Annotated in this window: 23 protein-coding genes and 2 tRNA genes; 11 read left to right on the plus strand and 14 right to left on the minus strand. The window is 70.2% G+C overall.

What is annotated here, in order from left to right; genetic code table 11:
* From D9599_RS17190 to D9599_RS17200, 3 genes are all read left to right on the plus strand, one after another.
* On the plus strand, positions 1–979 hold a 979-nt coding region (locus D9599_RS17190; protein ID WP_198382514.1), incomplete at its 5' end, for an aconitase family protein.
* Entirely contained in the window at positions 979–1530 is a 552-nt protein-coding gene (locus D9599_RS17195; protein WP_198382515.1) for a hypothetical protein, read from the plus strand. The genes D9599_RS17190 and D9599_RS17195, both read left to right, overlap by 1 nt.
* A complete protein-coding gene (locus D9599_RS17200) occupies positions 1527–2198 on the plus strand; it encodes a flavin reductase family protein (protein WP_198382516.1) in 672 nt (223 codons plus the stop codon). The genes D9599_RS17195 and D9599_RS17200 overlap by 4 nt, the downstream gene beginning before the upstream one ends.
* A 78-nt stretch (positions 2199–2276) precedes the next feature.
* Here D9599_RS17200 and D9599_RS17205 read toward each other — a convergent pair.
* The 4 genes from D9599_RS17205 to D9599_RS17220 form a co-directional block, all read right to left on the minus strand.
* A tRNA-Ser gene (locus tag D9599_RS17205) sits at positions 2277–2367 on the minus strand.
* Between the two features lie 46 nt (positions 2368–2413).
* Positions 2414–2977, minus strand: coding sequence for a nucleoside 2-deoxyribosyltransferase (locus tag D9599_RS17210; protein WP_198382517.1), 564 nt, complete (start codon positions 2975–2977; stop codon positions 2414–2416).
* Positions 2978–3048: 71 nt separating this feature from the next.
* Complete coding sequence (locus D9599_RS17215; RefSeq protein WP_198382518.1) at positions 3049–3702, minus strand: flavin reductase family protein; 654 nt, start codon at positions 3700–3702, stop codon at positions 3049–3051.
* Positions 3703–3714: 12 nt separating this feature from the next.
* On the minus strand, positions 3715–4683 hold the full coding sequence (locus D9599_RS17220) for a D-glycerate dehydrogenase (protein ID WP_198382620.1): 969 nt from the start codon (positions 4681–4683) through the stop codon (positions 3715–3717).
* A gap of 126 nt (positions 4684–4809) precedes the next feature.
* Here D9599_RS17220 and D9599_RS17225 point away from each other — a divergent pair, with 126 nt between their 5' ends.
* The 4 genes from D9599_RS17225 to D9599_RS17240 are packed head-to-tail and all read left to right on the plus strand — an operon-like array spanning position 4810 to position 9796.
* A complete protein-coding gene (locus D9599_RS17225) occupies positions 4810–5598 on the plus strand; it encodes an SDR family oxidoreductase (RefSeq protein WP_198382519.1) in 789 nt (262 codons plus the stop codon).
* A 3-nt stretch (positions 5599–5601) separates the two neighbouring features.
* On the plus strand, positions 5602–7683 hold the full coding sequence (locus tag D9599_RS17230) for a hydantoinase/oxoprolinase family protein (RefSeq protein WP_198382520.1): 2082 nt from the start codon (positions 5602–5604) through the stop codon (positions 7681–7683).
* Complete coding sequence (locus tag D9599_RS17235) at positions 7680–9302, plus strand: hydantoinase B/oxoprolinase family protein (protein WP_198382521.1); 1623 nt, start codon at positions 7680–7682, stop codon at positions 9300–9302. Before D9599_RS17230 ends, D9599_RS17235 begins: the two co-directional genes overlap by 4 nt.
* Positions 9303–9313: 11 nt before the next feature.
* Positions 9314–9796 carry a YaiI/YqxD family protein gene (locus D9599_RS17240; protein WP_198382622.1) on the plus strand — a complete coding sequence of 161 codons (483 nt, stop codon included), beginning with the start codon at positions 9314–9316 and terminating at the stop codon, positions 9794–9796.
* Here D9599_RS17240 and D9599_RS17245 read toward each other — a convergent pair.
* Positions 9733–10449 (minus strand): aromatic acid exporter family protein, encoded by a 717-nt coding sequence (locus tag D9599_RS17245; RefSeq protein ID WP_198382522.1) that lies wholly within the window; start codon positions 10447–10449, stop codon positions 9733–9735. The genes D9599_RS17240 and D9599_RS17245 overlap by 64 nt on opposite strands.
* A gap of 26 nt (positions 10450–10475) precedes the next feature.
* Here D9599_RS17245 and D9599_RS17250 point away from each other — a divergent pair, with 26 nt between their 5' ends.
* Entirely contained in the window at positions 10476–11927 is a 1452-nt protein-coding gene (locus tag D9599_RS17250) for an amidohydrolase family protein (RefSeq protein ID WP_198382523.1), read from the plus strand.
* Between the two features lie 9 nt (positions 11928–11936).
* On the opposite strand, the gene D9599_RS17255 is transcribed toward D9599_RS17250, so the two are convergent.
* The 4 genes from D9599_RS17255 to D9599_RS17270 all read right to left on the minus strand — a co-directional run bounded on the left by D9599_RS17255 (position 11937) and on the right by D9599_RS17270 (position 16042).
* Positions 11937–12905: a tripartite tricarboxylate transporter substrate binding protein gene (locus D9599_RS17255; RefSeq protein ID WP_198382524.1), complete on the minus strand. Its 969-nt coding sequence runs from the start codon at positions 12903–12905 to the stop codon at positions 11937–11939.
* Positions 12906–12946: 41 nt separating this feature from the next.
* Entirely contained in the window at positions 12947–13927 is a 981-nt protein-coding gene (locus tag D9599_RS17260) for an amidohydrolase family protein (RefSeq protein WP_198382525.1), read from the minus strand.
* Between the two features lie 4 nt (positions 13928–13931).
* Positions 13932–14912 carry a tripartite tricarboxylate transporter substrate binding protein gene (locus tag D9599_RS17265; protein ID WP_198382526.1) on the minus strand — a complete coding sequence of 327 codons (981 nt, stop codon included), beginning with the start codon at positions 14910–14912 and terminating at the stop codon, positions 13932–13934.
* A 143-nt stretch (positions 14913–15055) separates the two neighbouring features.
* Complete coding sequence (locus D9599_RS17270) at positions 15056–16042, minus strand: dihydrodipicolinate synthase family protein (RefSeq protein ID WP_198382527.1); 987 nt, start codon at positions 16040–16042, stop codon at positions 15056–15058.
* A gap of 123 nt (positions 16043–16165) precedes the next feature.
* On the opposite strand from D9599_RS17270, the gene D9599_RS17275 reads away from it, so the two are divergent.
* The gene (locus D9599_RS17275) at positions 16166–17089 is read left to right on the plus strand and encodes a LysR family transcriptional regulator (RefSeq protein WP_198382528.1); all 924 of its coding nucleotides are present in this window, start codon (positions 16166–16168) and stop codon (positions 17087–17089) included.
* Positions 17090–17367: 278 nt separating this feature from the next.
* Here the strand turns inward: D9599_RS17275 and D9599_RS32285 are convergent, their stop codons facing one another.
* The 5 genes from D9599_RS32285 to D9599_RS17300 form a co-directional block, all read right to left on the minus strand.
* Positions 17368–18483, minus strand: coding sequence for a nickel/cobalt efflux transporter (locus D9599_RS32285; RefSeq protein WP_198382529.1), 1116 nt, complete (start codon positions 18481–18483; stop codon positions 17368–17370).
* 13 nt (positions 18484–18496) lie between these two features.
* Positions 18497–18775, minus strand: coding sequence for a metal/formaldehyde-sensitive transcriptional repressor (locus D9599_RS17285; protein WP_198382530.1), 279 nt, complete (start codon positions 18773–18775; stop codon positions 18497–18499).
* Between the two features lie 47 nt (positions 18776–18822).
* Complete coding sequence (gene chrA, locus D9599_RS17290; RefSeq protein ID WP_198382531.1) at positions 18823–20148, minus strand: chromate efflux transporter; 1326 nt, start codon at positions 20146–20148, stop codon at positions 18823–18825.
* 178 nt (positions 20149–20326) lie between these two features.
* Positions 20327–21121: a transglycosylase SLT domain-containing protein gene (locus D9599_RS17295; protein ID WP_198382532.1), complete on the minus strand. Its 795-nt coding sequence runs from the start codon at positions 21119–21121 to the stop codon at positions 20327–20329.
* A 220-nt stretch (positions 21122–21341) separates the two neighbouring features.
* Positions 21342–22220, minus strand: coding sequence for an N-formylglutamate amidohydrolase (locus D9599_RS17300; RefSeq protein ID WP_198382533.1), 879 nt, complete (start codon positions 22218–22220; stop codon positions 21342–21344).
* Positions 22221–22376: 156 nt separating this feature from the next.
* Here D9599_RS17300 and D9599_RS17305 point away from each other — a divergent pair.
* Both D9599_RS17305 and D9599_RS17310 read left to right on the plus strand, forming a co-directional pair.
* Positions 22377–22451 (plus strand) — tRNA-Val (locus D9599_RS17305).
* Between the two features lie 93 nt (positions 22452–22544).
* Positions 22545–23573 (plus strand): cyclopropane-fatty-acyl-phospholipid synthase family protein, encoded by a 1029-nt coding sequence (locus tag D9599_RS17310; RefSeq protein ID WP_198382534.1) that lies wholly within the window; start codon positions 22545–22547, stop codon positions 23571–23573.
* The last annotated feature ends 4 nt before the right edge of the window (positions 23574–23577 follow it).

Raw genomic sequence — 23577 nt, forward strand, 5'->3', positions numbered from 1 at the left:
AAGGCACCTCGTGATGGTGGAGAACGGGCTGGCCCGGCCGGGAATGCTCATCTTCTCCGACGAGGGAAACATCGCGAGCCTCGGCGCCGTGGGCGCGCTGAACATCCCGATCTCGACCGAGGTGCTCGTCTCGCTGATCGAGGATCAGAATTGGTTGGCGGTGCCGCCCTCCGCGCGCATCACGCTCACCGGCAGCCTGCCTTTCGGGGTGACGGCACGGGACCTTATCCAAACGATCATCCGCGATTTCGGTGCAACCGACCGGCTGCTCGGCTGCTGCGTGGAATTCACGGGAGAGGCGATCGCGGGTCTCTCGATGGATGACCGGCAGACGATCCTTGCCTCTCTCTTCCACAGCGGCGCCTACACGGGCGTGATGCCGGTGGACGATGTGGCGCTCGCCTATGTCGAGGCGCGCGCCAAAGGACGACCCTATCAGGTGGTGGAGCCGGACGCGGATGCCGACTACGTGCTCGAGGCGGCCTACGATCTCTCCGCCCTCGTGCCGATGGTGACCCGCCCGCCCGACCTGCACGGCGGCGTACCCGTGGACGACGTGAGCGGCCGGCGGATCGACCAGGCGACGATCGGCTCCTGCGCCGGCAACCGGCTGGAGGACATGCGGGCCGCGGCCGCCGTGCTGCGCGGGCGGCAGGTGGCGGGGCACGTCACCCTCTACATCACGCCCGGAAGCCGGGAGGTCTATTCCGCCGCGGCACGGGAGGGACTGCTGGAAATCTTCTCCGATGCCGGTGCCACCGTCCTCGCGCCGGGCTGCACGACCTGCTGGGGCTACCAGGGGCAGCTCAACGACCACGAGGTGCTGATCTCCACGCAGCAGTTCAACTACCAGGGACGCAACGGCAGCCGCCTGGCGGATGTATACCTCGCCGGGCCTTACGCCGTGGCCGCCGCCGCCGTGGCGGGGCGAATTATCGACCCGCGCGAGATGCTGGCCGAGAGGCGGGAGCACGCCTGATGAGCGGCACCGTGCTGCGCGGTCGCGTGTGGAAGTTCGGCGACAACATCAGCGGCGACGACGGGATCATCGAGTTCTCGATTATCCGCGAAGGCTTCGGCAAGGCCTTCGACGAGGAGGCACTGCGAGCCATGTGCTTCCGCCGCCTGCGCCCCGAATTTCCAACCGAAGTCAGGCCGGGCGACATCGTCGTGGGCGGACGAAATTTCGGCCACCACAACCATGTCGAGGTGAGCGTGGCGATGAAGGCCTCGGGCATCGCAGTCGTGGTCGTAGAGTCCTGCGAATCGGGCATTATCCGCCGCGCCCTGAATGTCGGGCTGCCGATTATGACCTGCCCGGGTATCACGGAGGCCGTGGCGGACGGCGAGGTGCTGGAGGCCGACCCTGCCACGGGCGCGATCCGCACCGCTGCTGGCCGGCATTTGCAGTCCCGGCCTTTCTCCGCCCGCATGGTGGAGATCTGGCAGGCCGGCGGCTCGATCCCGCTGCTTCAGCGGGAATTCGCCGAGCGCCGTGCAAGAGAGTCACAAGAGATGGATGCGAGATGAGCGCCAGCGACAACTTCCACTTCGTGGATGGCGAGGGGCTGGACACGGCCGCCGCCTACCGGCTGATCGTCGGCTGCGTGGTGCCGCGCCCGGTCGCCTGGATCACCACGGTGGACGGGGAGGGGCGCGTGAACGCGGCGCCCTTCAGCTCCTACAACTACGTCGCGACTAGCCCGCCGATGCTCGGCGTGAACATCGCCGCCCGTGCGGGCGACGGCGCGATGAAGGACACGGCCCGGAACATCCTCGCGAGCCGCGAGTTCGTCGTGAATGTCGCGACGGAGGCAACGATGGAGGCGATGCACGGCTCCGCCCAGGAATTTCCGCCGGAGATCAGCGAGGCGGAGGTGCTGGGGATCGACCTGCTGCCCAGCCGCCATGTGCGCGCGCCCCGAATCGCGGCCTCGCCCGTGCAGATGGAATGCCGCCTGGACCAGATCGTGCCGCTCGGGCGCGGCGTGAACACGCTCTATATCGGCGAGGTCGTGGCCTTCCATCTCTCGCCCGAGATCTACGACGGCTCGCGCGTGGACAGCGTGAAGATGCGGCCCGTGGCGCGCCTCGGCGGCCCCTTCTACGCGGCGCTGGGGGAGATCATCCACCGCCCCATGCTCCAGCGCCCGCCGGGCGGTGAGGGGTGGACCGGCGTCGGGAAGGAAAAGGCCTGAGCGATAGGTGGCACGGCGGCTCTGGAAAGGAGCTGCTCGCCGCTGGTGCGGGCCCGCTGGTTCCGAACCGGGTAAAGATGGCGGACAGGGTGGGATTCGAACCCACGATAGGCTTTTGACCTATACGCACTTTCCAGGCGCGCGCCTTCGACCACTCGGCCACCTGTCCCGCGGCGGCGGGGTATAGGGGGCCTCGGCGCCGGGGGCAAGCCGGGTCAGAGCGATTTCAGCAGGGCCAGCAGCGCTTCCTCAAAGGCGGAGAGGTCCCGCCAGCGGTCCGCCTCGCGCACGGCGCGCGCGATCAGCGGGTATCCGGCCGCGCGAAGCCCGCCGTCGATCATGAGGTTGTCGTGCAAGCCGAAAGACTCGATGTGCAGGCCCTCGGGGTCCTCCCAGTCACCATCCGCCCTCTGCCGGGCGCCACCGCCGAGAAAGCCTCGCGTGCGCTCGAGGAAGGGGAGGGCGTCGTTCGAGTACCCCGCCACCGGCCGGCCGAGAGCGCGCATGAAGCCCAACTCGTAGACCGTGCCGGCATCGGCGGAAGGCCCGCGGAAAGGGGTCAGGTTGGCGATCAGCGCGTCCGCGCGGCGGATATGCGCCTCGTTGCGGAGGTAGATCGCGAGCCAATCCTCGGCCACGGCATCCGCTTCGGGGCAGGTCACAGGATCGGTTGGGAAAATGCCGGTGGCGCCGTGCCGGGCGCAGATGGAACGTTTGGCATCCGCCAGGGCGCTGGCATCTGGCAGGAAGACCTCGGGGCCCGCGAGATAGATGTGCATGCGGACCAGATAGCAGCTAAGCCGCGAACCGCCAGCAACCGCCGGTGGTCATCATGCCTCGCCGGGCGGCGTCAGCCCTCCTTTCGGCGGGTCTCGGCCTGCTCCGGCGTCACGCGGGGCATGTCGAAAAGGTCCGTCGTGCGGGCGTACCAGCCGCCTCCGTGCATTCGCCCGACGAGGCCGAGCTTCGGCGTGTCCACATAGAGGCGGGTGGCGTCGAGCATGAATTCATCCCGGATATGCACCGCCAGCACCTCGCCAAGCACCAGATTGTGCGTCCCGATCGGCACCGTCTGGAACAGCCGGCATTCCAGCGCGACGGGGCTCTCCGCGATTCGCGGCACCCTGATCCGCTTGGAGGCGGCGGTGGTCAGCCCGGCCATGGCCAACTCGTCCACGCCCGGCGGGTAGTCCGCGCCGGTCACGTTCATGGCCTCCGCCGTGCTCTCGCTGACGAGGCAGAGGGTGAACTCGCCGGTCGCGCGGATGTTGGACATGGTGTCCTTCAGCTCCGTTCCCTCCTCCCCACCCATGCCGCGCGCGCCGACGCCGATGCCGACCACCACCGGGTCATTGCTGAGCACGTTGAAGAAAGAATAGGGCGCGGCGTTGTTCCGCCCCTCGGCGTCCTGGGTCACCAGCCAGGCGATCGGCCGCGGCACGATGGTGGAGACCACCAGCTTATACCGGTCCCGCTTCGGCAGGGCCGCGAAGTCGAAGAACATGCGGCGTTTCCCTCAGGCGGTGCGATGGGGCGGTTCGGTGCCGTGGATCAGAAGGGCGTCCAGGTTCTCAAGGCAGCGGAAACCCATGGCGTCGCGCGTCTCTGCCGTCGCGCTGCCGAGATGCGGCAGCAGCGTGACGTTGGGCGCGCTGTAGTAGCCCTCGAAGATCGCGGGCTCGCCCGTGAAGACGTCGAGCCCCGCCGCGCGGAGATGCCCGGTCTTCAGGGCCTGGCAGAGGGCCGCGTCGTCCACGGTGGTGCCGCGGCCGGTGTTCACCACGATCGCGCCCCGGGGCAGCTTCGCAATGCGGGCGGCATCTAGCCAGTGGCGCGTCGCCTCGCCGCCGGGGATGTGCATCGACAGCACGTCGCAGGAGGCGAGGAAGGCGTCGTCCTCGGCGTGGAAGGCCGCGCCCTCTTCCTCCGCGGGCGAAAGGCGCGCGCGGTTGCGGTAGTGGATCGCCATCCCCATCCCGCGCGCCATCCGGGCCAGCTCCCGCCCGATCCGACCCATGCCGAGGATGCCCAGCCGCTTTCCCTCCAGCGTCACGCCCATGAGCTGGGTGGGCGCCCAGCCCGTCCACTCCCGCGCGCGCAGCAGCCGCTCGGCCTCCCCCGCACGCCGGGCGCACATGAGGATGAGCAGCATGGCGATCTCGGCCGTCGCCACGCTCAGCACTTCCGGCGTGTTGGTGACGGCGATGCCTCGGGCGCGGGCGGCGTCGAGGGCGATGTGGTCGGTGCCGACACTGAAGGTCGCGATGATCCGCACGCTGCCGGGAAGCGCCGCGATCGTCGCGGCGTCCAGCGCGTCGCCGGCGGCGCAGAGGATCCCCGCGCAGCCCTCGGCGGCGCGCAGGAGGGAGGCGGAATCCAGGGCCCGGTCGGGCCCCTCCGGTCGCCGGATCTCGTAGTCGCGGGCGGCGCGCGCCTCCACGGCCTCGGGCAGGGATCGGGTCTGGAGGAGGGTGGGGCGGCGCATGAGCGCCAGGATGCCCGCCCGCGGCGCCCTTGCCAAACGCTCCGGCCTGGGGTCCAGGAGGGGCGATATTGCCAGGACGAGGGGGCCGGTTCAGGTTCCCGGCCCTGATTCGACGGGAGGTCTGCGATGGAACTCGGGTTGCGGGGCAAGCGGGCGCTTGTGATGGGTGCCTCCAAGGGGCTGGGCCGCGCGATCGCGGAGGCGCTGGCGGCGGACGGGGCGTCCCTGGCCATCTCCGGCCGCGACGCGGAGCGCCTGGCGCCGGTCTGCGAGGCGCTGAAGGCCAAGGGCGCCGCCGCGGCCCACGCCTTCGCCGCCGATGTCGGCCGGGGCGAGGACATGGACGCCCTAGCCAAGGGCGCGGTCGCGGCCCTCGGCGGCATCGACATCCTCGTGCTTAACCACGGCGGCCCGCCCGCCGGCACCGCGACGGACGTGACGGAGGAGGCGCTGGAGACCTGGTTCCGCCGCATCGTCCTCTCCCCGGTCCGCCTCGCCAACCTGCTGCTGCCCGCCATGCGCGCGCAGAAGCACGGGCGCATCATCGCGGTGGGCAGCACGGGCATGGTCCAGCCGCTGCCGAACCTTGCGCTGTCGAACATCCTGCGCGCCAACATCGTCGGCTGGGCGAAGACCCTCGCGGACGAGGTCGGGCCGGACGGCGTGACGGTAAACATCGTCGCCCCCGGCGCGATCATGACCGACCGCAGCGTGGAACTCGCCGGCGCCGCCGCGTCGAAGACTAACTCCACGCCCGAGAAGGTGATCGCCGACCGCGAAAAGACGATCCCCATGCGCCGCTACGGCTCGCCGGAGGAGTTCGGCCGCGCCGCCGCCTTCCTCGCCTCCGACGGTGGCTCCTACATCACGGGCACCATCCTGCGCGTGGATGGCGGCGTGGTCCGGGGATTCTGACGCTTGAGCACGGGCGCGAGGCTGGCCGCCGATATCGGCGGCACCTTCACTGACCTCGCGCTCGAGCGCGCGGACGGGCAGGGGGGCGTGGAGCGCTGGACCGCGAAGGTCCTGACCACCCCCTCCGCCCCCGAGGCCGGCGTTCTGGCGGGCATCCGCGCGGTGCTCGCCAAGGCCGGCATGGGGCCGGCGGACGTGGCGCTCTTCATCCACGGCACGACGCTCGCCACCAACGCGGTGATCGAGCGCAAGGGCGCCCGCACCGCGCTGCTGACGACCGAGGGCTTCCGCGACGTCCTCGCGCTGGGCAATGAGAGCCGCTACGACCAGTACGACCTGAACATCACCCTGCCGCAGCCGCTCGTGCCCCGCCGCTGGCGCGTGACGGTACCGGAGCGGCTGGAGAACACCGGCCGCGTGCTGCTGCCGCTGGACGAGGGCGCCGTCCGACGCGCCGTCGCCTTCCTGCGCGATGCAGGCATCGAGAGCCTCGCCATCGGTTTCCTCCACGCCTTCGTGAACCCCGCGCATGAGCGGCGCGCCGCCGCCATTGTGCGCGAGGAATGGCCGGACTTGCCCTTGTCGCTCTCCTCCGAAGTGAGCCCGGAGATGCGGGAGTGGGAACGCTTCTCCACCACCGCCGCCAACGCCTATGTCCAGCCGCTCATGGCCAGCTATCTCGGCCGGCTGCGCGAGGGGATGAAGGAGGCGGGCTTCGCCTGCCCGCTCTTCCTCATGCTTTCCGGTGGTGGCCTGACCACTCTCGAGACCGCCGCGCGCTTCCCGATCCGGCTGGTGGAGAGCGGCCCCGCCGGCGGCGCCATCTTCTCCGCTCATGTCGCGCGGCAGAAGGGCTGGGATCGCGTGCTCTCCTTCGACATGGGCGGCACCACGGCCAAGGTCTGCCTCATCGACGACTTCGCGCCCCAGACCTCCCGCAGCTTCGAGGTGGCGCGGATCGGGCGCTTCAAGAAGGGCTCCGGCCTGCCGCTGCGAATCCCCGTGATCGAGATGGTAGAGATCGGTGCGGGCGGCGGCTCCATCGCCTCGGTCGATGCTCTCGGCCGCATCCAGGTTGGGCCGGAGAGCGCGGGCGCCGATCCCGGCCCCGCTTGCTACGGCCGCGGCGGCGGGAAGCCGGCGGTGACGGACGCGAACCTCCTCCTCGGCCGCTATGACCCCGCGAGCTTTGCCGGCGGCAGCCTGGCGCTGCACCCCGAGGCCTCCCGCGCGGCAATGGACGGCTCCCTCGGCGCGCTCGGCCTCCCGCCCGAGATGGCGGCGCTCGGCGTCGTGGAGGTGGTGGACGAGAACATGGCCAATGCCGCCCGCGTCCATGCCATCGAGAGCGGCAAGAGCTATGACGGCCGCGCGGTGATCGCCTTCGGCGGCGGTGGCCCCGTGCACGGCTACCGCGTGGCGGAAAAGATCGGCGTGAACCGACTTCTCGTGCCCTCCGGCGCTGGGGTGGGCTCGGCCATCGGCTTCCTGCGCGCGCCCGTGGGCTACGAGGTGGTGCGCAGCCTCTACCAGCGCTTCCGGACCTTCGACGCGGGCGCGGTGAACGCGCTGCTGGCGGAGATGTCGGCCGAGGCGCGGCAGGTCGTTGAGCAGGGCGCCTTCGGGGCGCCGCTGGTGGAGCGGCGCATCGCCTATATGCGCTATGTCGGGCAGGGCCACGAGATCGCGGTGGACCTGCCGGTGAAGGCGCTGGCGACGGAGGACGTGGAGGCCGTGCGCGCTGCCTACGACGCCGCCTATGCCGGCTTCTACGACCGCCCCGTGCCGGGCAGCGACGTGGAGATCCTCTCCTTCGCCGTGACTGTCGCGACGGAGGTGGCGGCGCCCGAACCCGTGGCCGAGGTAGCCGCCGCGCCCGCCCCCGCGCCCGTCCGCCACCAGGCGGTGCGCGACACGGCGCACGGCGAGGTCTCGGACTGGCCCGTCTATGATCGCGCCGCCTTCGCGCCGGGTGCGACGGTCACCGGCCCCTGCATCGTGGCCGAGGCGGAGACGAGCACGCTGGTGGGGCCGGGCTGGACCTGCCGGATGGATGGGCTTGGCTACCTGGAGCTGACACGATGAGTGACACCGCCCTCGCCACCATTCAGCGCCAGATCCAGTGGAACCGCCTCATCGCCGTGGTGGAGGAGCAGGCGCAAATCATGATCCGCACCGCCTTCAGCACCACGGTGCGGGAGGCGGGCGATCTCTCCGCCGGCGTCTTCGACCTGCGCGGTCGCATGCTGGCGCAGGCCGTCACGGGCACGCCTGGCCATGTGAACTCCATGATGGAGTCCGTCGGGCACTTCCTCGCGAAGTTCCCGGCCAACACGATGAAGCCCGGCGACCACTACATCACCAACGACCCCTGGCTCGGCACCGGTCACCTGCACGACCTCACCGTCGTCACGCCGGCCTTCCGCAACGGCCGGATCGTCGCCCTCTTTGCCAATACCGCGCATGTCATCGATGTCGGCGGCCTCGGCATGGGGCCGGATGGGCGCTCGGTCTTCGAGGAAGGCCTCTACATCCCCATTGTGAAGTGCTTCGACCAGGGGCGCGCGAACGAGACCTTCTTCGACATTCTCCGCGCCGGCACCCGCACGCCGGCGGAACTGGAGGGCGATGTCTACTCCCTCTGCGCCTGCAACGACGCGGGCGCGCGCCGTCTCGTCGAGATGATGGACGAGTACGGGATGGAGACGATCGACGACCTCGCTGAATTGATCTTCGACGCCTCCTCCCGCGCGACGCTCGCCGAGATCGCGAAGCTCCCGCGCGGCGAGTTCTCGGCCGAGATCAGCTCGGACGGCTACGAGGCGCCGGTGACGCTCCGCGCCCGCATGACCATCGCCGAGGACCACATCGAGGTCGACTACGCCGGCACCTCCGGGCTCTCTGGCCGCGGTATCAACGTGCCCGCCGCCTATTGCCGCGCCTACGCCTGCTTTGGGATCAAATGCGTCGTCGCGCCGGAGGTGCCGAACAACTGGGCCTCTCTGCTGCCTTTCAGGATGGAGATCCCGGAAGGCTGCATCCTTAACGCCCCGCGTCCCTACCCGGTGGCCGTGCGCCACGTCGTCGGCCAGCTCCTGCCCGACCTGATGATGGGGTGCCTGCACCAGGCCGTGCCGGACCGCGTGGTGGCGGAGGGCTCCTCCTGCCTCTGGAACCCGCCCCTGCGCGGCGGCGGGCAGGTCAGCGGCGCCGAGGCCGAGCTGCCGGACTTCGAGGTCATCACCTTCAATTCCGGCGGCACCGGCGCGCGTCCCGGCCAGGACGGGCTGGACGCCACCGCCTTCCCCTCGGGTGTCCGCACCATGCCAGTGGAGGCGACCGAGAACGTGGCCCCCGTCGTCTTCTGGAAGAAGGAGTTGCGCCCCGGCTCCGGCGGCCCCGGCCGCACCCGCGGCGGCCTTGGGCAGGTCATGGAAATCGGCGCGAGGGACGACGCAGAATTTGCCGTCAACGCCATCTTCGACCGGGTGGCAAATCCCCCGCGCGGCCGGGATGGCGGCGGCGATGGCGCCCCGGGCTGGGTGGGCCTGACGGACGGCACGACGATCCGCACCAAGGGCTATCAGGTCATACCCCGCGGCAAGCGCCTGCGCCTAATGCTGCCGGGGGGCGGGGGCATGGGCGACCCGGCCGAGCGCGACCCTGCCCTCGCCGCGCGTGACCTCGCGGACAGCCTGCTCTGAGCGCCCCGCACATCCTCGTGGATGGGGACGCCTGCCCCGTCCGTGACGAGGTCTTCCGCGTCGCCGAGCGGCACGGGTTGCCGGTCACGGTGGTCGCCAACGGCTCGCGCGGGGTGCGGCTGCCCGACTGGGTGCGCCGCGTGATCGTGGCCGATGGCCCGGACGTGGCGGATGACTGGATCGCGGACTCGATCCGCCCCGGCGACATCTGCGTGACCGCCGATATCCCGCTTGCCTCCCGCTGCCTCGCGAATGGCGGCCACGCGGTCGCGCCGAGCGGGAAGGTCTGGGACACGACGAATATCGGCCAGGCCCTCGCGGGGCGGGAAATCGCCCGCCACATGCGCGAGGTGACGAACGGCCAGACCCGTCATTCGAGCTTCACCGCCGACAACCGCTCCCGCTTCCTCCAGGCGCTGGAAACGACAATTCAGCGGGCGATGCGCGGCCCGGCCCCGCCGCCCCCGGCCATGCCGGACTTCTTCTCGGACTGAGCCGCCTTCAGGCGCGTGAAGGCCCAGACCATGCCGAGCCCGACCAGCGCCCCCCAGGCTACCTCGCCGACGCGGGAGAGGAGCATGTGCTGGGGCGATCCTGAATGGGGCACGAGGATGATGATGGTGGCCGTAATGCCCGCAAGCCGGCTGGCCGAGACGACGTTGATCACCGCGCAGGCGAGCACCGAGAGTACCACGGCCAGCACATAGGCGGGCAGTGACTGCCCGAGACCCAGCACGACCGCCACCGCGATCGCTCCGCCGGTGGCGGAGCCGATCACCTGGTCGCGCCCCGTGTTGCGGGCGGCGCCGAACTCCGTCTGCATGACGGCAATGGCGGTGATGGCGCCCCAGAACCCCTCCCGCAGGCCGAGTGCCTGGGTCGGCAGGTAGGCCACCACTGCTCCCAGGGAGGAAAGCAGAGCCTGCTGCGCCCCGCCTTGCAGCCGGTCCGTCAGCGGGATCGCCTTGGAGAGCGCCGTCGCCCGCTTCTCAAGCCGGTCGATCCGCCCCGCCAGCCGCTCGGTGGCCGAGCCGGAGAGTTCCTCGGGCGGGGGTGGGATAGGGGCGGCCTGCATCACGCCAAGAAGGCAGCCAAGCGCGGAAGGTTCCCCCGGGGCCTGGATCGGTGACGCGTGCGGGGCCATCATGCCCGCCCCTCCGGGAAGGTTCCGACATGGCGCTCCGCTGCGACACGATCATCCGCGATGCCACCCTGTTCGACGGTACGGGCGCCCCCCGGCGCCTCGGGGATGTCGGCCTGCGGGGGGATCGGATCGTCGGGGTGGGCGACCTCGGCGCCGCGACGGCGGACCGGGAGGTGATGGCGACCGGCAAGGCCCTGGCCCCCGGCTTCATCGACAGCCACACCCATGACGACCGCGCCGTCCTCTGCGGCCCCGAATGCACCACCTGCAAGACGAGCCAGGGCGTCACCACGGTCGTGGTCGGCAATTGCGGCGTCAGCCTCACCCCGCTCCGCCTCAGCACGCGGCCCATCCCGCCGCTCGACCTGCTGGGCGATGAGGCCTGGTGGACCTTCGACAGCTTCGGCGACTACGCCCACGCGCTGCGGACCAAGGGTTCGGAGGTGAACACCTACGCCTTCGTCGGCCACCAGACGCTGCGCGTGGAAGCGATGAATGGCGACGTCTACCGCCCCGCGAAGGACGCCGAGATCGCCCGCATGCACGACCGCCTGCGCCAGGCGATGGGGGAGGGGGCGAGCGGCTTCTCCACCGGACTCTACTACCCCCCCAACGCCGCCGCGACGACGGAGGAGGTGATCGCCGTCGCCGAGGCCATCCGCCCCTTCGGCGGCCTCTACTGCACCCATATGCGCGACGAGGCCGACCGCATCCTCGCCTCCATCGAGGAGACGGCGAAGATCGGCAAGCGCGCGGGCGTCGCCGTGCATGTCAGCCACCACAAGTGCTCGATGCCCGAGAACTACGGGCGCTCCACCCAGACCCTGCCGCTGCTGGCCGAGTACGCGCGAACCCAGACGCTGACCTACGACGCCTATCCCTATCCCGCGGGCTCGACCGTGCTGATGCCGGACAAGCTGCGCGACGACGTGGAGGTGATGGTTACCTGGTCCGTCCCGCATCCGGAGATGGCCGGGAAGTACCTCAAGGACGTGGCGCGCGGTTGGAACACCGACATCAGGACCGCCGCCGCCCGCCTGCTGCCCGCGGGACAGGTGACCTGGCAGATGGACGAGGAGGATGTGCGCCGCATCCTTGCCCACCCGCTCTCCGTCATCGGCTCGGACGGCATCCCCCACGACGCGCACCCGCACCCTCGGCTCTGGGGCACCTTCCCGCGCGTACTCGGCCACTACGTGCGCGACGTGGGCCTCTTCGATCTCGAAACCGCCGTCCACAAGATGACGGGGCAGGCCGCCGACCTCTTTGGCATGACCGACCGCGGCGTGCTGCGCGAGGGCGCGATGGCCGACATCGTGCTCTTCGACCCGCACACGGTGCGCGACCGCGCGACCTTCGAGGACCCGAAGCAGCTCTCCGAGGGGATCGAGGAGGTCTGGTGCAACGGCGTGCCCACCTACGCCGCCGCGAAGGGCGCGACGGGCGAGAAGCCGGGCCGGCTGCTCACCCGCAACCGGTAGCGGCCGCGCCTACTCGGTGAGGCCCAGCGTGCGGATCAGCTCGCCCACCACCTTGTCGTCCGCCTCCATGCGGGCGGCGAAGGCGGTGCGGCCGAGATAGGTGGCGCGCACCGCCTGCTTCTCCGCGACCTCGCCATAGGCGTGGCTCGCCACCACCTCGCGGCAGGCCTCCTCCACGCGGGCCACGACCGGCTCCGGCGTGCCGGTGCGGAGGAAGAGCCCGCCATAGGTGACCGAGGCGACCGGCCCCAGCCCCAGCTCCGTCAGCGTCGGCACGTCCGGCATGGTCGGCAGCCGCTCGGACGAAGCAGCACCCAGGGAGCGCAGCCCCTGCGTCTGAATGAGGAAGGTTGTGGCGATGCCCATGTCGAGCGTGCCGGAGACAAGGTTCGTCGCGAAGTCCGCCTCCCCGCGATAGGGGATATCCACCACCTCTACCCCCGCGTTGCGCCACACCTGCGCCGCGAGAAGATGCGGGCCCGAGGCCGGCCCCGTGTGCCCGTAGCGCAGCTTGCCCGGGTTGGCGCGCGCGAACTCGATCACCGAGCGCAGGTCGCGGAAGGGCGAGGACTGCGGCACCGCGATGTGGAAGATGTTGTCGAAGGTCTGGCAGACCGGGATCACGGACTCTTTGCTATAGCCGAGGTTCCGGACCCGGTGCGGCTGGATGACGATGGGCGTGACCGGCGAGAAGGCGATCATGTAGCCATCGGGTGGAGCATTCACCACCGCCTGCATCCCGATGGTCAGCGAGGCGCCGGTGCGGTTGTTCACCACCGCCCGCTGGCCGAGAATGGTCCCGAGCTCCGTCGCAAAAACCCGCGCCATGAGGTCCGTGCCCGAGCCGGGCGGCAGGGGCATAACGATCTGCAGCGGCCGCGAGGGAAAGGTCTCCTGCGCCGCCGCATCACCGACCAGCCCGAGGAAGGCGCCGAGCAGCGCCAACCTTCCGATATGCCGCCTTCCTTGGAACGCCATTCTTTCTGTCTCCTCCATTTCTTGTTGTCCGTGGCCCGGCTTCAGCCCGATGGCAGCCAGGGCAGGCGGGCCGCGTTACCGCCGGCCATCGCCGCGCGATCCGCTTCGGTGAAGCCCTCGGCCCGTCGCAGGAAGCCGAGCGGGTCGGCCTCGCCCACGGGGTAGTCCGAACCCATCAGCAGCCGGTCCACGCCGACCACCCGCGCGAGCGCGCCGAGCACCCCGGGTTCATAGACGCAGGTGTCGTAATGGAAGTCGCGGAGGTAGTCGCTCGGCCTGCGGCTGATGTTGCGGGCGCTGGCGGGCATGTTCGTCACGTTGCGGTCCAGCCGCCCGCAGTAATGCGGCAGGAAACCGCCACCATGGGAGACGACGATGGTCATCCCCGGAAAAGCATCGAGCACGCCCTCGTAGATGAGAGAGGCCATCACCTTCGCCTCCTCGATCGGCTGGCCGAGCGAGTTCCAGAGGCTGTATTCCTGAAACCACGGCTCACGGATGCCGTCGGGATGGATGAGCACGGCGACGCCCATCGCGTGCATCGCCTCCCAGAGCGGCCGCAGCGAAGGATGCCCAAGATAGCGCCCATCGACCCGAGCCGGCAGGTTCGCCCAGCGAAGACCGAGCCCCTCCACCGCGCGCCGCATCTCGGCCAGGGAGAGATCCACGTCCTGCATGGGCAGCACGAAGCTGCCGGTGTAGCGCTGCGCGAAGCGCGCGACCCATTCCGCCGCGCGGTCGTTCACGCGGCGCACCATCTCCAGCTCGGCCGCGGGCTCCGCCCAGCCCGTGTACTGGTTCACCGTGCTGGCGGAGACCAGGGCGTGGTCGATCCCGCGCTCCGCCATCTCGGCGGCCTGAACCGCCGGGTCGAACATCCGCTCCATCAGCCGGTGGCGCGGCGTGCCGGGTGATCGGTCCGGCGGCGGGCGTGTGCCGCAGCCATAGAGAACGCTCATCGCCTCCGTCGCGGCCGCCACATCGCGATCGAGGAAATGGGCGTGGATGTCGATGACCGGCACGCGCTTACTCCGGCCTCAGCCCTGCGGCGCGGATGATCTCGCCGTACTGGGCAATCCCCTCGCGCAGCTGGGCCGCAAAGGCCCCTGGCGGGCTGCCGACCACGCGAATGCCGTTATCACTCAGCCGCGCCGAGATGTCGGGCATGGCGAGCACTTTCACCACCGCCTCGTGCATCCGGGCGGGAACCCCCTCCGGCAGCCTGGCGGGGCCAAAGAGGCCAAACCAGGAGGCAGGCTTGCGAAAGCTGGGTACCGTCTCGGCCAGGGTCGGGATCTCCGGCCGCGCGGCGAAGCGCTCGCCCTCCAGCACCGCGAGGATCCGCACCCGCCCGGCCTCCGCATGGGCGCGCGCGTCCACCAAGGCGCAGAACAGCGCGTCGATCTGGCGCCCGAGCAGCGCGGCCATGGCGGGCCCCGTGCCGCGGAAGGGCACGTGCATCAGCTCGAGGCCTGCAACTTCGTTCAGCACCTCGCCGGTCATGTGAAAGACCGAGCCGGTGCCGGAACTTCCATAGGAGAGCTTGCCCGGCGAGCGGCGGGCGAGCTCCACCAAGCCTGCCGCGTCCCGCACCGAGGTCTCTGCCGAGACCGCCAGGCAGGTCACCGCCTCCGCGGCTGCGGTGATCGGCGTGAAGTCCCGCACGGGGTCATAGGGCATGTTGCGGCTGAGATAGAGCGGCGTGATCTGGCTGCTCGGCGTCGTCATCAGCAGCGTATGGCCGTCGGGTTGGGCACGGGCGACGTAGGCTGCGCCGATCATCCCGCTCGCCCCGTCGCGGTTCTCGATCACCACGGGCTGGCCCAGTACCTCCCGCAGCCGCGGCTCGATCAGCCGCGGCAGGAAGTCGGCGGCGCCGGGTGGGAAGGGAACGACGATTCGGACGGGCTGCGTGGGGAAGCCTTGCGCCCGCGTGGCGGCCGATAGCAACGGCAGCGCGGCCGCGCCCCGGAGGAGCGCGCGCCGCGTGGCCCTAACGGCCAGCATCGTGCCGCAGCCCCTGCGCGCGCGGCCGGTTGATCCGCCCCATCGCATCCTCCCCTTCTTGTCACCTCCTCTCGGCGGCCCCCGGAAGGCCCGCCGCTTTCGCCCCGCCGCTATACCCGCGGCGGGGTTCCGTGCAGTGCCCGTCAGGCCGCGCGCTTGAGGTCGCTGCGGTCGATGACGGAGAGGTTGAGAGCCTTCAGAAGGTTGTAGATCGTGTCGATCTCCTCCTGCTTCGGCTTGGGCATCGGCGAGCGCATGAAAGGGCTCGGGATCAATCCGCGCAGCCAGGCGGCGGTCTTATAGCGGATGTGCAGCCGGCCCATGTCCGCGATGTACTCGTGCAGGTTCACCAGGCCACTGTCCCAAATGCGGCAGGCGCCCTCGAGGTCGCGGTTGTCCCAGGCCTCCAGGTGGTCGAGCATCGGCTCCTTTGCGAAGGTCCAGAAGCCGCTCAGCGTGCCGTCGAACATGCCGGTCGCGCGGTACTCGTGGAAGCGGGACGCCAGCGCGCCCATGATCGCGACGGGGCGGTTCAGGCTGCGCAGCCCCTTCGCCACGATGCGGTAGCCGTCATAGGTGTAGGTCATCTTCCAACCGACGATGTTCGGCACCTCGCGGCACATGTGCAGCGCGGCTTTCACCGGCAGGCCGGGGTAGAAGGGAAAGTCGCTGCCGCTGACGGGGTGCGTCACGATCGGCAGGTCCACCGCACGGTCCTGCGCGATGACGGTATCGAGCCAGATCTCGGGGTAGGTGTCCGCGTCCCAGCAGGAGGTCACGTCCTGGGCGCCGCCTGGGGGCGTGACAAAGATGCCGTCCACGCCCAGCGCCTTCGCGTCGCGCGCCGTGTCGACCATCTCTTCCGTGCGGAGCGCCCAGGTGCCGGCGATGATCGGCAGCTTCCCGTGCGCCTCCTCCATCGCGATCTCAAGGACGCGGCGCTTCTCCTCGCGGGTGAGGTAGAAGATCTCGCCGGCCTCGGGATTCACGCAAAGGCCACCCTCCTTCGCAAAGCGAGCGTCGTCCGCGTAGTAGCGGACGTAGCGGCGGAAGGCCTGCTCATCGACCTTCATGTTCTCGTCGAACGGCAGCAGCAGGGCGACATAGCGCCGATGGCCGATGGTGCTCATGGGTTCCTCCTCAGGGCCGCCCTCTCGGAGCGTCGCCGGTGAGGAGGTATGGCGCCGCGCAGCAGCAAAAATCTATCTATACTTATTCATTTCATCATTAATCAGGCGCATGATAGTCTGAGCATGATCGATCTCTCCCGGGTGGACCTGAACCTGCTGGTCGTCTTCGATGCGCTGATGACCGAGCGCCAGGTCACCCGCGCCGCTGCCCAGGTGCGGCTTACCCAGCCGGCGGTCAGCCACGCCCTGCGCCGCCTGCGGCACCTCTTCGAGGACGAGCTTTTCACCCGCGGCCCCGGCGGCATGCAGCCGACCCGCCGGGCGCATGACCTGCACGTGCCCGTTCGCGCCGCCCTGGCCCATGTACGGGCCGCGCTGGGCAGCCAAATCTCCTTCGACCCCCTGACCGTCCGTCGCAGCTTCCGCCTGGCCATGACGGAGGTGATGACGCTCGAGTTGCTCCCCCGCCTCATCTCCCTCATCCGCGCTCGCGCGCCCGGCTTGGACCTCGTCATCCTCGGCAGCGGTGCGGGGGAAGCGGGGGACATGGTGGCCGAGGGCGAGGCCGATATCGGCCTCGGCGTGCTGCCACAGCTTCCGGATGGCCTGCTCGCGCAGGAGTTGTACACGGATGCCCTCGCCTGCGTGGTGGACCGCCACCACCCCGCGCTCCGCGATGGGCAGCTCGCCCTGGAGGACTACCTCGCGGCCGACCACGTGACCGTCGCCGGCCCGCGCCATGTGGGGATCGAGTTGGACGAACTTCTCTCCCGCCTCGGTCTTGTCCGCCGCGTGGTGGCGGTGCTGCCTCACTACGTCGCCATCCCCGCCGTCATCCTCGGCACCGACCTTGTCGGCCATATCCGCGAACGCCTCGTCTCCATCCATGCCAACCGGGGCGACCTGCTGCTTTTCCCGCCGCCTATTCCCATGCCGGTGCCGCCGCTCCGCTTCCTCCAGGTCTGGCACACGCGGGACGACCGCGACGCCGGGCATCGCTGGATGCGGGCCCTCATCGCCGAGGCAGCGAGCGAGCCCTTGTCCTGAGCGGCAGGCGCTGGTGGCTCCGGGGAGAGGAACAGGGGATTCCTCCTCCCGGACCTCGCCCCCTCGTCTTTTTCTTTGAAGCAGAAATTCTCAGTGGCTGGTGCGCCTCGGGTCCATGATCCAAGGCGACCGCCGGGTAGGAAGGCTGCCGGGAAGGGAACCGGCCTCAATCGTCTTATCCGCGTCAGCCGGATGGGGATCCAAGGGCGCCAGGCCCTTGGCGGGCGAGGGCTGGAGAGGGCAGCGCCCTGTCCAGAGGTCAAAGGCGACGTCCCGTATCAGGTCCCGGCGTGTGCCAGCCCCGCGACACCTTGCCAGGCCATGTACAGGCCGACGAGCAGGATGACGGTTGCCGAGACATAGGGTGCCCGTCGCGTCACGCGCTCGAAAGGTTCGGACCAGCGCCGTTCCGCGCGCCGCATGCCGTAAGCCGCCGCCGCGCCGACCGAAACCATCACAACCGCGAGCCCAACGGAGAAGCAGAGAACCAGCGCGACGCCGAGGCTGAACTGGCGGAGCTGCAGGCAGAGCATCAGCACCGTGATGGCCGCCGGGCAGGGGATGAGCCCGCCGGTGAGGCCGAAGAGGATGATCTGCCATGTCGTTGCCTCGCGCCCGGCGAAGCGGCGGCGGATGTCCTCGGCATGGGCGCGCTCATGCGCGTCCTGGAAGGCGGGCTCGTCAGCCTCGGTACCATGGTGCTCATGCCCGTGCTCGTCGAAGAGGAGGGCGTATTCGTGCGCGTGCCCGCCGTGGTCGAGGCGCAGCCGTGCCTCGAAGGCATGCGGCTCTGGGATCTCCTGCACGGATTCGAGGTAATCGCCACGATCCGCGAAGGCGAAGGCTTGGCGCGCGCCGCCGGGGCGGACCGTCTCCAGGCTGACGCTGGCGGCGGGCCAGGCATGGCCGCCCTCGAAGCGCAGGCGCCAGCGGGGCGGCACGCCATCCTCGAAGACCTCCAGCGCCGCGACGCCGTGGCCGGTATCGACCCGCCGCGCCTCACCGGCGTGGTCGTGGTCATGGTTATGCCCGTGATGATGGTGTCCGTGCGCGTCCCGCCGACTGCGCCAGAGCATCCAGGCGGCAACCCCGACCACCACGACGGCGGAGGCGAGCTGGAAATAGGGCTCGGAGGTCTCCGCATCGAACTGACCGGCATAGTGCAGCCCGACGAGCGCCACCGCCCATACCACCGCGGTGTGCGACAGTGCGGCGGCGAGGCCGAGCAGCACCGCCTGCGTCACCGTTCCCCGAACCGCGACGATGAAGGCAGCCATCATTGTCTTGGAGTGCCCCGGCTCCAGCCCGTGCAGCGCGCCGAGCAGGATGGCGGAGGGGATGAACAGCCAAGCGTGGCTCGCACCCTGCTGGATGAGGTCAGTGAAGGATGTCACCGGTGGCCCCCTTTCACTTCATGTAGGTTCGGACGACGCCGAGAAGCTGCTCGACAGCCGCCTCGTCGAGCGCGCCGGGGTGTTTCTCGACATCCACGAGGTGCGTGCGGACATGGTCCTCCACCACCTCGGCCATCAGCCCCGCCATTGCCGCGCGGGCGCTGGAGAGCAGGTGCATCACGCGCTCGCAGTCAGCCTCGGTGTCGAGGGAGCGCTCCACAGCCTCGACCTGCCCGCGGATGCGTCGCACGCGGGCAAGCAGCTTCTGTCGATCACGGATCGTATGGGTCATACGGCAGATATAGGATAGGGGGGTACCCTAATTAAACACTCCCCTGGTCACCCCAGCAGAAAGCGCGCGAGGAGCCCGGCAAGGGCCGTCACCCCGAGCGTGGGAACAAGGCCGATCTTCGTGCGGAAGAGCAGCACGGCCGCCAGCAGCGCGAGCCCGAGCGCGATCGGATCGAGGCTCGCTGCCACCGGCAGTTCGAGCACCATCGGTCCCGCCTCCACGCGCCGCACGGCCGTGAAGAGCACGCGCAGCCCGAACCAGAGCGCGAGGTTGGCGATCACGCCGACCACCGCCGCCGTCACGGCAGCCAGCGCGCCGGTCAGCGCCCGGTTCGCGTGCAGCCGCTCCACATAGGGCGCGCCGAGAAAGATGAAGGCGAAGCAGGGCGCGAAGGTGACCCAGACCGTCAGCAGGGAGGCGAGCACGCCCCAGCCCAGCCCACCCGCTTGTGCGCCCGCGAGGAAGCCGACGAATTGCAGCACGAGCACCAGCGGACCGGGCGTCGTCTCTGCCAAGCCCAGCCCGACAAGCATCTGCTCGGGCTTCAGCCAACCATAGCCCTGCACCGCCTCCTGCGCGACATAGGCGAGCACGGCGTAGGCCCCGCCCACCGTAACCACCGCCAACTTCGAGAAGAAGAGCGCGACATCTGCGAACACACCCGCGCCGAGCAGCGTGAGCGCCATGACCGGCAGCAGCCAGAGCGCAACCGCGACCAGCCCGGCCCGCCAGGCGCTGGCGGCCAGCCGGGCCGGGCGCCCGGGGTCGGCAGCCAGCACCGCGTCCAGCAGGGCCGGCGGCCCATCCTTCGCCGCGGCATGGGCCGATGCCCGGAAGGAGCCGGGCGCGAGATATCCGATCAGCGCCGCGCCGAGCACGACCGCGGGGAAGGGGATGGCAAAGGCGTGCAACGCGACGAAGGCCGCCGCCGCCATGGCCCAGGCAGGCCGTGTTCGCAGCGCCCGCCGCGCCACGCGCAGCAGCGCCTCCACCACCAGCACGAGCACGGCGCAGCGTAGGCCGAAGAAGAGCCCGGCCACCACCGGCACCTCGCCGAGCGTGGCGTAGAGGAGGGAGAGCGCCAGCATCACCGCCATGCCGGGCAGCACGAAGAGTGCGCCCGCCGCGACGCCCCCCCGCACCCCGTGCAGCAACCATCCGAGATAGGTCGCGAGCTGCTGTGCCTCCGGCCCTGGCAGCAGGGTGCAGAAGTTCAGCGCGTGGAGGAACCGGGCGTCGGACACCCAGCGCCGCTCGTCCACGATCTCGCGGTGGAGCATCGCTATCTGCCCGGCGGGCCCACCGAAGGAGAGCAGGCCGATCTTCAGCCAAACGCGAAGGGCGGTGCCGAAGCTCGGCAGTTCCGGTGTCATGGCGAAGGGCACTCGCGTTGGGATGCGAAGCAGGGGCAGTGCCCCACGCGCAGGGGAGAGGCGTGCCGCGGGCAGCTTGCGGCGCGAGGGATCGAAGGAGGGCGCAGAAGAGGGCTCCCGGAAGCGGTGGAAGGGCCCCGATCCTAGTAGAACGTGGCGCCGCCGGCGAAGCCCCGCTCTATCCCCGCACGCCGGGCAGGCCGCGCATCAAGAGCGGCGCCGTCCTCGCGGCCAGCGGGATGGCCATGGCACGGTAGGCGTCGAGATCGCGCCCGCGCGCGGCCTCCGGCGTCGTGCCGGCCATGCGGATGACTGTCGCCGGCGGTGCCGCGCGGATGCTCATCCCCGCCAGGCCGGCCATCGTGGTGCCAGGGAGGGTGGCGGGAACGGTGGCAGGCCGGGGCTGGTTGGACCAGCCGGGCTGCCAAGCGGGCGCGCCGCCAGCCTGCTGCTGCTCTTCCGGCCAGCGCAGCGCCACCTGCGCGCGGTAGGCGTCGGCCCGCCCGGGCGTTTGCGAATGGTAGTGCCCTGCGGCCACCATCCAGTCCCCAGCATTACCCTGCAGACTCTTCAGGAAGCGCGCGGCGTAGCGGGCATCGGCCAGGGGGTCGAAGGCCTCTTCGAGGGAGGCGAAGGCGTTGGCGTGGTGGTGCAGGTTGATCTGCATGCAGCCGACATCGATGATCCGCATGCCCGCGGCACGAAGCTGTCCCACCTCGGCAACTGCTTCCGCCTTGGTGGGGAAGAATTTTCCGCGTCCCTCCGCGTTCATCGTCCACGGCCAGGGGCCCTGCTCCCCGGTGGCGGGATCGCGCCGGCCCGACTCAACCCGCCCGATCGCAGCCAGAAGCCCTGCGGGAATGCCGTATTCCCGTTCCGCAGAGGCGATTGCAGCGCGGCAAAGCGCCGTGGGGGAGGGCTGGGCCAGGGCGCTGCCGGGCAATAGGAGGAGGAGCAGGGCGAGGAGGCGCATGCTCGCCCGTGCTCAAGTCCCGTGCCAGCGACGTTGCCAAAAAATCGCGTTCGCGTGATGGTGCAATGCGGTAGAGGTCTTGCGAAACCTGGGGCCGAGACCTACGTTGTGCATCGCAGCGACGCCTTCTGTCGCGTCGCTGTCTTTCTTGGACGTTTCCTCCCTAAACTCGGCGGTGCCTCTGGCACCGCCTCTTTTTTTGCCCTCGTCACGCCAGGCGTCAGCCTCGCAAGAAGCCCCAGTCCTCGTTCACCAGCAGCGTCAGCAACCGATCCATGTCGGCCCGTAGCGTCACCAGCCCCGGCATCCGCCTGATCTGCCGCTCGTCCATGTAGAGGCTGCGCGCGATCTCCAACTGGATGACGTGCACCCCCTGGCGCGGCCGCCCGTAATGCCGTGTGACGTAGCCGCCGGCATAGGGATCGTTGCGGCGCAGCCGGTAGCCCAGGTCTGAAAGCGCCCCCTCCAGCAGCCTCGTCGCCCGCGGGGCGGCGGCCGTGCCATGGGCATCGCCGAGGATCATGTCCGCCCCCCGCCCGCTCTCCCCGGGTAAGGAGGGCATGGAGTGGCAGTCGATCAGCAGGCAGCCGCCAAAGCGCCGCGTGGTCTCCTCGATGAGGCCCGACAGGGCGGCATGATAGGGCTCCCAGAGGCCGCGCACCCGGTCCGCCGCCTCGTCGAAGGAGAGGCGGCGGCGATAGACCGCCTCGCCGCTCGCCACCACCCGCGCGATCGTGCCGAGCCCGGCCCCCACGCGCGGCGAGGCGCTGTTCACGAAATCGGGCAGCGGCCCGTCGAACATGCCGGGGTCGAGTTCCCAGGGCTCGCGGTTCGCGTCGCAGTAGACGCGGGGAAAGGTCGCGGCCAGCAGCGGCACACCTTTTCCCGGGGCCCCGGCGAAGATCTCCTCCACGAAGCCGTCCTCGGACCGGCGCAGCGCCACCGGGTCCAGCCGGCTCTCTGCCAGGAAGGCGGCCGGGTAGTTCCGCCCCGAATGTGGGGAGGCGAGGACGAGCGGCGCGACCTGCTCCACCGGCCGCTGGAGTAGGAAGGGCGGCGGCGAATCGGCCTCGGCAGGGGCGTTGATCGGAAGATCCATCTTGTTCGGAATCACCACAGCCGGGGGCGCCTGTCACGCATACTTGGCCCCCATCCCGCAAATGGGTGCATGCAGGGGCGAGGGACAGGCTTGCCCCCGGCGGGAGGGCGCGCTAAACGGCCGCTCCCGGCGCGATGTGCCGGTTCCCGGGCGGATGGGCGCATAGCTCAGCGGGAGAGCACCTCCCTGACACGGAGGGGGTCACAGGTTCAATCCCTGTTGCGCCCACCATCTAGCCCCTTCTTCCCCTTCGGCTCGACCGTTCCATCCCCGGCAGTGTAGGGTCCGGCGATGCAATTCTGCCCCTTGCCGCGGTCCTGACCAGTGCTTTTCTCCCGTCCCGCGGTCCCTGCCGAACCATCCCTTCCGCCGGAAGCCGTTGTCTGGGCCTTTCGCCTCCTCCTCGGCCGTGAGCCAAGCGAGGCGGAGATAAAGACCCATCGCCGCCATCCTTCCGCGGAGGCCCTGCGCCGCGCCCTGGTGCCCGACACCTACCGCATCCCGGTCTGGCTCCTCTCGCCCCCGGCCTCGCCGCTGGTGCCCTGGCTCTTCGAACCGCCGCGCCTGTCCCACCCGACCAGTCAGCTCTGCACCGCTGCCCAGTTCGACGAGCCCGACTACGCCGCCTGGTGCGCCACGATCGCCGAAGCGCCGCGGCCGCACCGCAAGCAGTGGGAATTCTGCTGGATCCTCGCCGTCCTGCGCGCGGCCGACGTGATCCGCCCCGGGGCGCGCGCCCTCGGCTTTGGCGTTGGCAACGAGCCGATCCCGGCCATGCTCGCCTCCCACGGCGTGCAGGTCCTCGCCACCGACGCGCCGGCCGAGGTCGTCGGCACGCAGGGCTGGAGCGAGACGCAGCAGCACGCCTCGGACCTCTCGGGCCTGTACCGCGCCGAACTGCTGGACGAGGCCAGCTTCCGCCAGCGCGCCCGCTTCCGCGCCGTGGACATGAACGCCATTCCCGGCGACCTCCGCGACTTCGATGCCTGCTGGTCCTCCTGCTGCTTCGAGCACCTGGGCGGCCTCGCGGCCGGGCTCGACTTCGTGGAGAACTCGCTCGAGACCCTGCGCCCCGGCGGCATCGCCGTGCACACCACCGAGTTCAACCTTGGCTCAAACGACGCGACGCTGGAGACGCCGGGCCTGAGCTACTACCGCCGACGGGACATAGAGGGCCTGCTGGAGCGTCTCGCCCGGCGCGGCCACATGGTCTGGCCGCTGAACCTGCATCCGGGCGACAGCCCGCTCGACGCGCATATTGACGTGCCGCCCTACGCCCTCCCGCACCTCAAGGTGGAGGCGATGGGGCAGGTCAGCACCTCCATCGGCCTGGTGGTGCAGCGGGCGGGCTGACCGC

Origin of the sequence: Roseomonas sp. KE2513 (genome assembly GCF_016107305.1) — a bacterium.
Classification (GTDB): Bacteria; Pseudomonadota; Alphaproteobacteria; order Acetobacterales; family Acetobacteraceae; genus Roseomonas.

Bases quoted from the DNA above. Each gene is read 5' to 3' on its own strand.
- D9599_RS17195 (WP_198382515.1), top strand. From the start codon at position 979: ATGAGCGGCACCGTGCTGCGCGGTCGCGTGTGGAAGTTCGGCGACAAC.
- D9599_RS17200 (WP_198382516.1), top strand. From the start codon at position 1,527: ATGAGCGCCAGCGACAACTTCCACTTCGTGGATGGCGAGGGGCTGGAC.
- D9599_RS17210 (WP_198382517.1), bottom strand. From the start codon at position 2,977: ATGCACATCTATCTCGCGGGCCCCGAGGTCTTCCTGCCAGATGCCAGC.
- D9599_RS17215 (WP_198382518.1), bottom strand. From the start codon at position 3,702: ATGTTCTTCGACTTCGCGGCCCTGCCGAAGCGGGACCGGTATAAGCTG.
- D9599_RS17220 (WP_198382620.1), bottom strand. From the start codon at position 4,683: ATGCGCCGCCCCACCCTCCTCCAGACCCGATCCCTGCCCGAGGCCGTG.
- D9599_RS17225 (WP_198382519.1), top strand. From the start codon at position 4,810: ATGGAACTCGGGTTGCGGGGCAAGCGGGCGCTTGTGATGGGTGCCTCC.
- D9599_RS17235 (WP_198382521.1), top strand. From the start codon at position 7,680: ATGAGTGACACCGCCCTCGCCACCATTCAGCGCCAGATCCAGTGGAAC.
- D9599_RS17245 (WP_198382522.1), bottom strand. From the start codon at position 10,449: ATGATGGCCCCGCACGCGTCACCGATCCAGGCCCCGGGGGAACCTTCC.
- D9599_RS17250 (WP_198382523.1), top strand. From the start codon at position 10,476: ATGGCGCTCCGCTGCGACACGATCATCCGCGATGCCACCCTGTTCGAC.
- D9599_RS17255 (WP_198382524.1), bottom strand. From the start codon at position 12,905: ATGGCGTTCCAAGGAAGGCGGCATATCGGAAGGTTGGCGCTGCTCGGC.
- D9599_RS17265 (WP_198382526.1), bottom strand. From the start codon at position 14,912: ATGCTGGCCGTTAGGGCCACGCGGCGCGCGCTCCTCCGGGGCGCGGCC.
- D9599_RS17270 (WP_198382527.1), bottom strand. From the start codon at position 16,042: ATGAGCACCATCGGCCATCGGCGCTATGTCGCCCTGCTGCTGCCGTTC.
- D9599_RS17275 (WP_198382528.1), top strand. From the start codon at position 16,166: ATGATCGATCTCTCCCGGGTGGACCTGAACCTGCTGGTCGTCTTCGAT.
- D9599_RS17285 (WP_198382530.1), bottom strand. From the start codon at position 18,775: ATGACCCATACGATCCGTGATCGACAGAAGCTGCTTGCCCGCGTGCGA.
- chrA (WP_198382531.1), bottom strand. From the start codon at position 20,148: ATGACACCGGAACTGCCGAGCTTCGGCACCGCCCTTCGCGTTTGGCTG.
- D9599_RS17295 (WP_198382532.1), bottom strand. From the start codon at position 21,121: ATGCGCCTCCTCGCCCTGCTCCTCCTCCTATTGCCCGGCAGCGCCCTG.
- D9599_RS17300 (WP_198382533.1), bottom strand. From the start codon at position 22,220: ATGGATCTTCCGATCAACGCCCCTGCCGAGGCCGATTCGCCGCCGCCC.